General features: G+C 64.3%; 9 protein-coding genes and 1 pseudogene. 4 read left to right on the plus strand and 6 right to left on the minus strand.

All coding sequences use genetic code 11. The features are described 5' to 3' along the window. Positions 1-476, minus strand: a 476-nt coding sequence (locus tag OXU32_16350) for a hypothetical protein (protein MDE0075527.1), incomplete at its 3' end; no start/stop codon positions are given. A gap of 1225 nt (positions 477-1701) precedes the next feature. On the opposite strand from OXU32_16350, the gene OXU32_16355 reads away from it, so the two are divergent. Next, on the plus strand, positions 1702-3531 hold the full coding sequence (locus OXU32_16355; protein MDE0075528.1) for a hypothetical protein: 1830 nt from the start codon (positions 1702-1704) through the stop codon (positions 3529-3531). 815 nt (positions 3532-4346) lie between these two features. Next, positions 4347-5072: an AAA family ATPase gene (locus OXU32_16360; protein MDE0075529.1), complete on the plus strand. Its 726-nt coding sequence runs from the start codon at positions 4347-4349 to the stop codon at positions 5070-5072. A gap of 2214 nt (positions 5073-7286) precedes the next feature. Here the strand turns inward: OXU32_16360 and OXU32_16365 are convergent. The 3 genes from OXU32_16365 to OXU32_16375 form a co-directional block, all read right to left on the minus strand. Continuing rightward, on the minus strand, positions 7287-7466 hold the full coding sequence (locus tag OXU32_16365; protein MDE0075530.1) for a hypothetical protein: 180 nt from the start codon (positions 7464-7466) through the stop codon (positions 7287-7289). A gap of 153 nt (positions 7467-7619) precedes the next feature. After that, entirely contained in the window at positions 7620-8555 is a 936-nt protein-coding gene (locus OXU32_16370) for a hypothetical protein (protein ID MDE0075531.1), read from the minus strand. Between the two features lie 161 nt (positions 8556-8716). Continuing rightward, positions 8717-9028, minus strand: coding sequence for a hypothetical protein (locus tag OXU32_16375; GenBank protein MDE0075532.1), 312 nt, complete (start codon positions 9026-9028; stop codon positions 8717-8719). Positions 9029-9484: 456 nt separating this feature from the next. On the opposite strand from OXU32_16375, the pseudogene OXU32_16380 reads away from it, so the two are divergent. Then, positions 9485-9665 (plus strand): annotated as a pseudogene (locus tag OXU32_16380) (hypothetical protein). 37 nt (positions 9666-9702) lie between these two features. Here OXU32_16380 and OXU32_16385 read toward each other — a convergent pair. After that, positions 9703-10242, minus strand: a complete 540-nt coding sequence (locus tag OXU32_16385; protein ID MDE0075533.1) for a hypothetical protein — start codon at positions 10240-10242, stop codon at positions 9703-9705. 538 nt (positions 10243-10780) lie between these two features. Here OXU32_16385 and OXU32_16390 point away from each other — a divergent pair. Then, the gene (locus tag OXU32_16390) at positions 10781-11047 is read left to right on the plus strand and encodes a hypothetical protein (GenBank protein ID MDE0075534.1); all 267 of its coding nucleotides are present in this window, start codon (positions 10781-10783) and stop codon (positions 11045-11047) included. Positions 11048-11454: 407 nt separating this feature from the next. Here the strand turns inward: OXU32_16390 and OXU32_16395 are convergent, their stop codons facing one another. After that, positions 11455-11757 (minus strand): integration host factor subunit beta, encoded by a 303-nt coding sequence (locus OXU32_16395; GenBank protein MDE0075535.1) that lies wholly within the window; start codon positions 11755-11757, stop codon positions 11455-11457. Between the last annotated feature and the right edge of the window lie 527 nt (positions 11758-12284).

The raw sequence follows: 12284 nt of genomic DNA on the forward strand, positions 1-12284 counted from the left end.
CGCGGGAAGTAGCGCCGCGCGCCCCCGGCCGCGCCCCGGTAGACCCGGACGGGCATCAGGGAGCGGTCGATGCCGAGCGCCTCGAACGCGGCCACCTTCTCCGACTCGGTCGGCAGCCAGGGCAAGCCCGGATGCTCGATGACGTAGTCGAACGAGAGCAGGCGGCGAACGACTACCTCGGTCGAGGTGATCCTCCGAAACCGGACATCCTCCGCGCCGAGCGCGCGGTAAACGCCGCGCGCGCAGACCCGGCAGACCTTCAGGCCCCCGACCGTCTCCTCGGCCAACACCCTTCGGTCCTTCAGGGCCTGCACGAGCCGAAGCACCTTGAAGCGGCTGGCCCCGAGCCAGTCCGAAAGCTGGGCGCGGGTGAACACGCCGCCGTGAAGGCTCGCCAGCGCGATCCACTCGGCCCGGCGGCCGGTCAGGCCGAAGGGTTCAAGCGCCCGGTCGCGTCCCTTGAGGTGGGCGATCATCGTCGGTTCCTCGATTCCGAGCCCTTTTGGCTCGGGGAACCGCTATGATTGGGAACGCACCGACACCGGGGGACGCTCCTCGGCGAGACCTCGAACTGCTCCGTCACCACCGACACGCAGGTCAAGCCAAACAACGGTGTCGGCAAGGCACGCAAGCGAGTGGGAAACAGGCCGTTTCCCACGTTGCCACGGGGCAACGAGTCGATGCGGTGGCGGGGCACCTCCGCGAGCGCTCCGGGGAACCCGTTCAGACGGACCTCACGAAGCGGGGCTGGCGGTCGGACGAAGGCCAGCGGTGCCGCGCCGTCCATGCACTCCGGAAGCCGGAGCGGCGAACGATCTCTCCAGCGCCCATGTCGCTGGGCATGGGCACCGGTTCCGCCTTGGGTTGGATCAACCTGACTACTGCGACTCCTCCGGCTCTTCGCTTCGATGCTTGGGCGTGCCGCCCTTCACCCTTCGGTGACCCGAAGGGCCGTATCTTACGAGTCTCATTCGCCACGGGTTTCAATCCAGCCGTCGGAACCGAAGGCGGCCAGGCCGATCCCGGCCCATGCCAAGAGCTTCCGGGGTCCGGACCGTCCGCACGGTTCGGATCGGGAGCTTCACCGCGACTGCCGTAGCAGACGGTGCGGAGGTGTCCATCGGGGATGTGCAGACCCGCGTGTCGAACTGGTGTTTTCGGCGTCTCCATGCTTGGACGCTGAAGGACAGCCCGCAGGGAAGTCAACCGGGCGGAAACGCCTCATTGTGTCAGAACGTGTCAGGTTGTTTCAGAACGTGTCGGAGCCATCGGACGCCGCCGCCAGCGGCTCGTCGAAACGCCCCCCATGGAGCGCTCTTCCGGGGTCAGGTGAACGGAGACGAAATCGCCCGTCGCAGCCTCAACGCTCCGATTCAGTGGGCCGTATCGGCCTGAATCGCCGTGCTCACCCGCCCTAGAATCGCGGCTAGGCACTGTCGCTTGACCCAACGGAATCGTGCGCCGTTTCCTGGGCATGAGGCCCGTGCAGCGCTGGACCACGGCCCTACTCAAGCGTAGCTTTGGGGCGACAGAATGGTGCGGCGATGTCCTGAAGCCCGACTGCCGACGGGCCTTCGCGGGACACTACATGCGAAGAGGTGTGATGTGAGCAGCCCGAGCGAATCGCAGTGGGACCTGCCCCGAGGATGGCGAGATCCCACGCCTCTCGGATCGTTGGCAGCTCTGCCTACCTTCTCGTCCGTGAAGGAACTGTGCGAGCAACACGGGTACCGGGTCGCCGATCTGATTGCGACGATCAAAGAGGGGCACCACAGACCGGGCGTGAGTGTGACCGGAAGCCTCACGGTTCGCATCGGGCAGGATTCCTCCGAGCGTACCGCTGAACAAGCGATTGGGACGCCCGAGATTGGTGAGATTTCGTCTGCCGATGACGCTACCGCAGAGCGATCAGAAGGAGCGAAGAACCTCCTTGGAGACACGATCTCACTTGTCGACGAGTGCTTTGAACTCATTGCCTCGTCACGCCTTGCCGCCGCCAACGTCGTGTCGACGATCAGTGCTGCCTACCGGCTCCAAGCCGATTTTCTCAGGACTCTTCACGAACTCGATGCGATTGACCGCACCGCCCTTTCTTGCTATGCGGATCAACTCAAATGCGATTTCAACGCAGCAAAGCTCCGACTTGCTCAGCGCTGGCTTGAACACGGTCGTGACGAGGTAGACATCGGCAAGGTCACGAAGAAGCTGTACCGTGGTGTCCTCGGTTCGTCCGACGTAGCTACCGCGATTGCCGAGATCGTGGATTCGGCCCGAGACTCGAGACGCCTCGGTCGCCATTCGCAAACTGGCGATCCGGTCTTCGTCAAGGTCGGACCGAATGGCCGAGTGTTCATTCAGTTGGGCCGGCGATCGGACCCACGCCCAAAGCGGGCCTTGCGAATCGAGTTGCCGGATCGGGTGGAGTACGGGCCATCCGACCCGGAGAGAGCGATCTACCGCATGCCGCGATCCGTCGAGAGCGTCGTCACGCTAAATGGACCGTCCGAACCCGGTAGCGTCTACCGGTCGAGTAGCATGCGCGCCGATCCAAGGGACATCGCCTTGGACCAGGCTCTCAAACTGATTGACGACAAGCTGGTGAGTCAGCAGCCGTGGGGTATCGACCCCAAGTCCGGCCGACCGATCTTCTTGAAGTTTGGGCCGTATGGCCCCTACCTGCAATTGGGTCGATCCATACCGGCCGGTGGGTCAGGCAGTATTGTTCGAATCGGCGTGCCATCGCGCTTGGACCCAAACTCACTGACACTTCAAGAAGCGAGTCAACTTGTCAACAGACGGATGGAGCAGGATCGTCCTTTGGGCCGAGATCCAGAGAGCGGCCAGCATGTGTATGTCAAGGATGGTAACTTCGGACCCTTCGTGCAACTCGGCGAACGAAGGCGCGGCGGACCAAGGGTCAAGATTGTGGACTTGCCGGAAGGCTTAGAGCCTGACGATGTGGGTCTGCAACAAGCCTTAGAGCTCCTCGGGCGGTTTGCGTTGCGCGAGTTGGGGCCTCACCCGGAGACGGGAGCTGTCGTTACGGTGCAGACTGAAGGGCGGTTCGGGCCGTTCGTGTCGCACCGGCGAGAGCACGTCACCGTGCCCGAAGAGTTCGATCCGATGGAGGTGACGCTCGACCATGCGCTGAGGCTTTTGGACGCGAAACGTGACTTGGCGCATTGGCTTGGGGATATGTCGGCCGCATTTCAAAGCGCCGTGTTCCCGCCGGATCTTGTACGGAAGTGGCTCGACCAGTTGAAAGGAGTGGATACGGGGGTAGAGCTAGGCAAGCTGCTGCGGCAGAAGCAAGTGGAGCACTGCTCCAGCATGCCGGGTATCGAGAAGACAAGACTACTCCACCGGATCGACGGTATTCGCGCGCAGCAGTTGCGCACCGCCGAAGAGATCCACCGCCGTGGCGAGATCGGCGATGAAGGATTGCTCGTCGCTACGCACTACTGCCAGGCCCGCTTCGACGAGGCGCGGCAGGAGATCTTGGCGGATGCGACTTCGGAGACCATGGCGTGAGCGTCTCTGGCCTCCGAACCGCGCAGGAGTGCGACTACGGGCTAACGGTAGCCGACTTCGGTCCAATCACTAAAGCCGGCGTGACGCTCCAACCGTTGACGGTCTTTGTCGGGCCGAGCAACACGGGCAAGTCGTATCTGGCGACTCTGATCTACTGTCTCCATCAGAGCTTCAGGAATCTAGTTGGTTCCAGCGACCTAGCGGATCGCGATGACCGTACACCACACGTATCCGATTTGAGGGAAATCGGAGACTGGGCCAAGAGGGTTGCTGGGATCCAAGGTGAAGCGGCAACTCTCCTTGGTTTCCCGCCACAGATCGAATCGCACGTGCGATCATGCTTGGAGTCGATACCGGGAGTTGAGCGAAGCTTGGACGTTGAGCTGCGTCGATGCTTCGGCGTGAATCGAGTCCGCCAACTCGTTAGGCAGTCGGACGTGCAGGCTAGCAGTGTCCATGTTGAGTTGCCGCGCCCAGGAGGAGGTGGCAAGCTCGTTTACGACTTACAGATGAATGCCGAAGGTGTTCAGGCCGTCGGTCGTGTCCATGGCTCGCCCACGCTGCCGATCGACCAACTCGACGCCGCGCTAAAGACGCGGTCGCTGCACCCAAGCGTCTTGCAGTTGGGGGAAGAGTGGCCTTCGCACCCCACGCTGCCGCCCGCAGTTGGAGGGGATCAGATCGGCTACGCACTCCGTCTTCTTCATCAGCTGACCGACGCTGTACGGGGTTGGATTTGGCGGCCTCTGACTGCTGGTAGACCACGTTATCTGCCCGGTAACCGGGCAGGCATGTCCCACAGTCGGGACATCTTGGTGAGTTCGCTGCTCCACAGGGCCACTTCGGGGACCGACGGGGCAGATGCCCTTCTTTCCGGCGTGTCGGCTGATTTCCTGGACCAACTCAATCGCTTGACCGCGACTGCGAGCGACCTGAATCCGCTAAACGTCCAGCTCGCGAAGCGGTTGGAGAACAGCATTCTGGGGGGTGAGGTTCGGGTGGCAGTCTCGGATTCCCGATACCCGCATGTAAGGTTTCGTCCGTCGGGCTGGCGGCAGGACATGCCGTTAATGCGAACATCGTCGATGGTATCGGAGTTGGCTTCTGTCGTGGTCTTTTTACGCCACATAGTGCGTCCAGGTGATCTGCTGATCATCGATGAGCCGGAGGCGCACCTGCATCCCGGGATGCAGGCCGTGCTGGCCCGGGAGGTCATCCGGTGGGTGCTTTCCGGATTCAGAGTTGTCGTGACGACGCATAGTGAGTGGTTCCTTGAGCAGGTGGCCAATCGCGTCAAGCTATCCAGCACGCCACAAGAAAGGCGAACTGGGATCGCGGACCCGGATGTGGCGATACCACCCGCCCACGTTGGCGTGTGGTTGTTCCGATCAAAAGGGGAGGGAGATGGCTCCTTCGTGGATGGATTGGAACTAGACCCGGAGACTGGCCTCTATCCAGCGGACCATGACGCCGTGAGCGAGGCGCTTTACAACGAGAGTGCGCGGATCTTCCGGTGCTCTCCGGATGACCGGGGAGAATGAACGGTATCCTGCGGCATGTCCGGCAAAGTGTCCATGAGGCATGCTTCGCGACGAAATGCAGAAAAGGGAATTGCTCACTGAAGCTGGGCGGCGTACCGCGAGACCGCTTGGTCATCGATCTCGATTGCGAAAGAATGCGGATCTCGGAAGACCGCAAACGGTGCGACTACCTGCTCGTTGCCGAAGGACCCTCGGCGTGTATCGTGCCAATTGAACTAAAGGGCGGGAGGTTCAACGGCGAACATGCGGTCGATCAACTTCAAGGAGGTGTAGAGGCTCTACGGCTGTCGAGATGGGTATCTGGCCGTGCCGATTGGGAACTCGTGCCGGTAATCGGGCACGCGAAAGGAGTGCGTCGAGCGGAACTCAAGCGACTCCGGCGCCGGAAGGTCAAGCTCGGCGGACGAGCAGCACAAGCCGAACTGCTCAGATGCGGTCGAGCTCTCGGGGAGGTGCTTGGGGACCGGCATTCGACGGCTTGACGACCACCGCCACGGATCAACCCTAGGCAATAGCTGTGGAAGCGTGGGGGACATGAACTTCGGCCACTTGCCGAAAGACTTACCAGAAACGGCGTTTACCATGGCCCGGTCGTACGTGCCGCCCTCATCCGCTCGTATGCGACGGACGAAGTTGCCGAGACTCGCGACTCACCTCTTCGTCCACTGGCGGACCGCAAGACATCGGCGCGCCCCGAAGGCGGCATGAGGGCGGCCTCGCGGCGGCCATAGTGATTTGGTGGTGACCATGCCGAAGAGGTCGGTTCGCCGTTCCTAGGGCTTTCCCGCCATTCGGTAGCGGTTTCCCGGTCATTTGGCACGGTCCAGCAAGATTCAACCCGGCGGCAGGACATGGCGGATCATGCAGTCCTGTATGACTTTAGATGATTCCCTGCCGTGATTCAAACCTCTTGTGTTCCGCCTACCCAGTGTCATACACCGGGGCTGGCGAGGGGTGCTCCGCCCCCCTTTCGATCCCCCGGAAATGCACGCGCCGATCCGCGCAAGATCGTCGGCGACGGTTTCGCCGCGATGGAAGCGCCGGTTCATCGACCCACCGAACTCGATGAACGATACCACTTGCTTCAGGATCCGGAGGACTACGCCTCGACGCGCGAAATCCAGAGACCGATCGTCATTCCCGCCCGACCACTTCTGCATGATGGGCGACCATCGGGACGATAGCTTGGACTCGGGCATGTGGGGCTTCTTGCGCGTTGGTGCGTTGGCGCGTTGAAGGCTAAGGAGTTGCGATCTACCTTTTTGCTTTGATCGGACTCGTGGCGTCGTTTCGTTGGCTGACCGAAGCCCGCCTCGGCCGAATCGGTACGCGGTCTTGCCTCCTCGTGTTACCGGGGTTCGCGGCGCTCGCCGGGTTCTTCGGAGGCTTACTGAACCAGGAGCGGATACGACGATGGATTACGGAGATGGGCTATGACCATTGACCTGCAGTTCTTCGCTGCGCTTGTAGGTGGTGTCGCGAGCATCCGGCTGGGACGGATCCTGTACCATCGGTGGCGAGGGCGGGAAATCCCGGGCCGACCGTTCTCCCGACTGCATGTGGTCTGCCTTAGCCTCGTTGTGATCAGCATGCTCATCGTGGCTCTAGAGCTTTGACGACGTCGGTTGCTTGCGAGCTTCCCGTCGTATCACTTGTTGGCTCATCCCAAAAGGAAAACCCGGCGAGCAACTGGAGTCACCGCCGGTCGAGGCCATCGGGCTTCGGGTGAGTCCGCGGAGTGACCGGCGGACAGCGTGACCGGCGTTGCCACCGCTTCGGCGCCGGTCCCTCGGCCTCCGGGACGGACTCCGCCCGTCCCTTCCTCCGTGGTCGAGTCCCCCTCCCGACCCCGGACGGAAGGCGGAAGAAGTTCCTGACCGCACTCACGGGAGTGACAGTGGTCGTCTCGGCCCTCGACGAGCCTTCCCGCAAGGGATTGCTGGACCGGGAGCGACCCCAGGCGAGGGTGGGATGGCCGTGCACATCCCAACCGCCGCCGTGGCCGTGTGAGGCATGCCGAACACCGGGGTCGCTCCCGTCCACGGCCCGTAGACCCGGATCGGCACCGGCGATCCGCGGGCCGTGGCCCAACCCCAAGCCGTCCGGCGACTTGCGGAACCCGCGTTCCGCACGCTTCGGCGCGATTTCCCTGCACAAGCACCCCGATGTCGTTTTCACACCTCCGGATCGGCAACGGGCTCCCCCGAACGGCGCTCAAATCCGGACTCCCGAAAGGCGGCTCGAACGCCACACCGAATGGCCGTCGATCATGCCTTCGGGACGTGCCGACCGGAGCAGTTCCCGCATCTCGGCGATCCGGCGGAGGCAGGCCTGAAAGCCGCCCATTTCCGCAACCGCCTCGTCGTCCATGCCGAGGATGGTGCCCGGCCTCAACCGACAGGCCATCCTCCCTCAGCGCCTCCCAGAGCCTCCGGTGCCGGTCCCGCCACGAACGGAGCGGCGGTCGCGGTGTCCCAGCCGGGGCCGGCGTCTGACTTGCTGTCCGGAGAGGAGGGCGCTCTGACCGGGGCGCCGATCCCCTGATCGTCATCGGCGGTTACACAGCCTTCGCACCATCTCTTGGTATTCCTCGGGCGGGAAAACTCCACGGATCCGAGGTAGGTCGCGGCAGCTGTTACACAGGCTTCGCACCATCTCCTCGTATTCCTCGGGCGGGAAGGCTTCACGGATCCGGTGCAGGTCGCGGCAACTGATCTGCATGGTTCCAATAGGGTTCCCAAGGATGACGTTGTGTACGCAGGGCGTGAAATCGGGCACATGCGGACAAACCTCGTTCGTTCCATGCGTGCCCCAGCGGATGGCGTGCCAGACCCAATCGTTCACGGTTCCAGCGCGCTCAAGCGCCATGATGGCGTCAGCGCCTTCCTCTCCGGCCCGCGCCATGATCTCAATCGCCGTCATCGCGGCCACGTCGTCGTCTTGCTGGGCGACGAGTCGGGACAGGTACGGCAGTGCGCGCTCCGGCGGACGGTCCGCATACCCGTTGATAACGATGCTTGCCCGTCTGGGATTGCGCTCACGCAGAGCGGTGTAGATATGGAACAGAGCTTGGTCGACGCGCTCGAATCCCGCCTCGCCCGCTTCAGCCACGCGGTCGTACCACCACCACCTATCGGCATCCTCGATGGCGACGAGTACGAACGCTTCGGCGATCAAGTCGCGCGTTGCATCGGGCACCGGCCCGAACTCGCCTGCGATGATGTCGCGGCTGTAGTCGAAGTACATGTCCAACTCATCCGGCAACGCTCGCCAGTTGCTCGGGTCCTCCACGATCCGCGCCGCCGCCTGGTGCGCGCCGGAGAAAACCAACATGGCCGCTTCCCGATCCGTCTTCGCGAGTTCGACCAGCTCCAGGATCTCCACTGTACGACGTACCCTGTCCGCCACGTCGTCTTGGCCGGAAACCCCGGTGGGGAGAAGGGCCGCCAGTGTCACCGTCAGCACGTAGCTGTTCATCGCCATGCTTCCTCATAACCCCCAAGGCCACCAGCCACTTGCGGCATCGTCGTCGTGTCACGCGTCCGAGCGCGTTTCCCGTGCATAACGACCCTGATGTCGATGTACACTTCCGGATCGGCAACGAGCCATGCTGCAAGCACGGTTCTCGCCAGGCTTGGGACCCGCTACCTTCGCCTCGGCTTTCGCCTCCGAGTTCCGCGCGCGTGCAGCGTGTTCGAGACGGCCTGTTCCGAAAGCGCGAACCGCTTCGCAACCTCCGCCATGCTGCCGCTCTCCTGGTAGGCCGCGCAGATCGCATCGCCCTGCAATCGGATCAGCTCGGCTCTGGTGGGGAAGCCGCCCTCGCGCATCGCGATCCTTCCAACCTGGTACGGCGGCACGCCGAGATCGCGAGCGATGCGCGCGAACGTCTCGCCCTCCCAAGCACGTGTAATGATCTCACCGCGGACCGCGTCGGAGATCGTGCGCCGTTGCATGGGGAACCTCCCCGTATTTCGATGCAGTTCGGGATTCCGCCACGATATTGGCGCGCGTTCCGGGACCTGTAAAGCACGCGTCCCGGACTGCGCGGGCGGCGACCGGTTGGCGGAGATGGCTTCCGCGAAGTCTCGTTCGCGCAGGTCGTGTAGTCCATCAATCGAGAGGAATCGAATGATGGCACGAACGAGACGAAGTTCGGCGCTCTTACGGTGCCGGTGAATGGGGCCGGAACCAGGTCAGGGTGTTCCCTGATCCGAAGACCGGCATGTACCAGATCGAGTGGCGAGAGAACGGGCGCAGGCTCACCCGGTCGCTGAAGCACCGCGATTGGGCTCGGCCCAAGCGCTAGGCGGACGAAGGTCGCCGCTGGTTTCATCGGCTCGAAGATGGAGGGCGAGGCGCAAGCCGAGCCCGAGCCGCTCACGCAGGACGCACGGGTCGCGGCGCTGGCGCACGGGTTCTCGTCGAGTTTCCGGGACTGGGCGGCGGATGAGACCCGACCATCCCGGGGAGGTGGTTGACACGGCGCTGGCGCATGTGGTGAAGAACAACATCGAAGCCGCGTACCGGCGCACCCACCTTTATTCGGGCGGCGACGCCACCTGGGCGGACTACCTTAAGGCCGACCGCTAACGCGAGGAACACCCACGGGAGGGGCCTCCCCCGTTATCTAGCCACCCTCTACCGTCACCCCGCATACCTCGAGAATTCGGCGCGCATACTGCTGGCCACCCCGCAGGCTGAAAACCGCCCCCCTGCCGCCCAGCAGCACCCCCACGCGGTCGCTGCGCGTCATCTCGCGGACTAGCCAGATAGCCTCGTCTCCGTACACTGAGGCAAGCTGGGAGTCGTCTTCGTCGTCGGTGCGAATGCTGAACGCCGCGTCTTCCACGGGTCCGTCGTCGAAGCGCACTTGGGCCGTCTCCAGTCCGTAGGCGCCGCCGGACCATACGTCCTCCGGCGTGTCGCGGGTCTCCATCTGGACGAGGACAGTCTCGCCGTCGCGACAGCGTATCCCCAGCAGCGGTGGGGTACCGTACCCATCCACCCGCTCCGCAGCGGTCGCCGCAGTCAAGGTGGCGCGGCCCACCACGTCCGTGGATGCTCCGACCCGCCACTCTCCCGGCTCAAATGGTCGCGGCCCCGACTCGGGGACCAATACCAGCACAGCCACCGCCGCAGCCACCAACGCCGCTGCAGCCACAGCCACCAACCGTGGTCTCGACATCCCGGCTCGTCGCCTCCTCGTCGTGGGCTTCCGTGGGCCCTTCCCGTGTTACGCGATTATATTTGGAGTTGCCTCGGGCCGTCCAGACCCACGAAGTGCAATGGAGCGAAGAGACAGCGAATCGACGGGATGATGGAGCGGTCGGCCGACCAACGGCACCGTGGATGACAATCCCGCATGCGACGCCATTGCGACCGGCTCCTCACTCGCCGGGCAGCGATGGCAGCTGCCCAGCGGGCGCGCGTTCACCGCAGGAGCGGGTCGCGCGCCTGCGCGCCCCCTAGAAGGCCGACGCATCGCCAGAGCACGCGAGCCATGAGCCGGATCGGCTCGACCGTGACCGGCGTGATGGCCACGGCGGCGGCCTCGCTATTGACTATTCAAGAGCAGGCATTTGCCCGTGTTTGCGTCCAACCTGCGAGCACCGCGGATCCCTTGTGCGGGGAAGCGGGCCCGGCCATCTTGTTGCCGCCCAAGAGCTCGCCCCCCCCTCGCGGCCCACCGAAGGGAGTCCACGAACATGAGCGACCAGTCCATCGCCCTCACCCCGGCCGAAAGGGTCATAATCCTCAAGACGGCCCGCCTCATCGCCCTGTGCGTCAGCGCGATCGTGTGTTCCGAGGGGGACCCCGAGCGTTTTTTCGACAATATCGAGATCATGAAAAGGCTCGAGAGCGACGCCGATGACGGCATGAGCCTAAGCCCGGAGGTGCTCGATCTCCTGGCCAAGACCGTCCAGACGTTCAACGAAGTCCTCCGGACCGAGGCCGCCGCCCAGGAATACTAGCCGACCGATCCTCGGCACGATGGAGCGTTTTCGCGGGCGTCCGCGGGGCTGGCTTGAATCCACGCTAAGGTGGCCAAGCAGAGTACTCCGTGGGGCCACACTCCGTGCGTCCCCTGCGGAGGCTGGCGGCGGGCTGTGCCCCCTGTGACCCCCCCTACGCCAACGGCGCGTCATGAGTGCCGGACGCGCCGTGTGGGTGAAGACCCGCTCTCCAGCGAACGAAGTGTGCGGAGTGGTACGCCAAGGCGCGCTCTGTAGGCCTCACGCTGTCGGATCTGGACGCTGTCGGCCACACGGCGGCGGCGGTCGCCCCGCGCCAACCTTTGCGCCTGGTGGCGGTGGGAACCGCGTGCCGCGTCGCGGCCCCGGCGGCGAGGCTATGGCTCGTGAACGGCCTCCAGGAGCTCTTACGCCCCGGACACGCCGGAAGCTCGGTTCACCCGGCTGCGGAGGAGCTTCGACGGTTGGAAGACCGGCACATCGCAGGCCGCGACCTCGACCGCCTCTCCGGTCCTGGGGTTGCGAGCCTTGCGGGCCTCGCGGTGCCGCACCTTGAAGGTGCCGAAGCCCCGGAGCTCGATGCCATCGCCGCGGGCGAGCGCTACCTTCACGGCGTCGAGGAAGGCGTCGACCACCAGCCCGCATGCCTTCTTGGTGACCTGCCGTCCGAGCGCATCGGCGACCTGCTGAACGAGGTCGGCTTTGGTCATTCTCTTCTCCTCGCGCGAAGTCTGGCCAAGTCCTGCCGCTTCACATGATAACTTGCAGGACGACTCCGGCGTCACGTCCGCACTGGCCGCCCGCCATGCGTCCACCCGGCGAAACAGCCCCCGCCGGACTGTCGGCGAGCCCGATTCCTGCGTTCCACCGGCCGCGCGAGTCCACCCCGGACATCGCCACACAGGCGGGAGAAGGGCGGAACGGATCCCATCCAAACGTCCCGGTCGGGGGGACGGACTCCGCCCGCCCCGGAGGCCGGGAGGACCACCGGGCGCGGAGCCGGAGCGAGTTGGGGAGGCCAGTCCGCCGGTCTGGTCCCGCGCGCACGCCGATCGTGCGGCTCCTGCGTTCGGCCTCGGGCTTCCGGGGACGGACCATGCCCGGCGGCCTCCTTGTGGCGGGCGGACATGTTGTTCGGGGGTCCGGGGGCATTCCCCCGGCCAGAGGTTTTCGTGAAGCGTTAACATCTATGGACGCCCCCGTGACGCAAGCGTTCTGGAGAACCGGTCGAGCGGGC

The sequence above is a fragment of the Gammaproteobacteria bacterium genome, assembly GCA_028819075.1.
Taxonomy (GTDB): Bacteria; Gemmatimonadota; Gemmatimonadetes; order Longimicrobiales; family Gaopeijiaceae; genus BD2-11.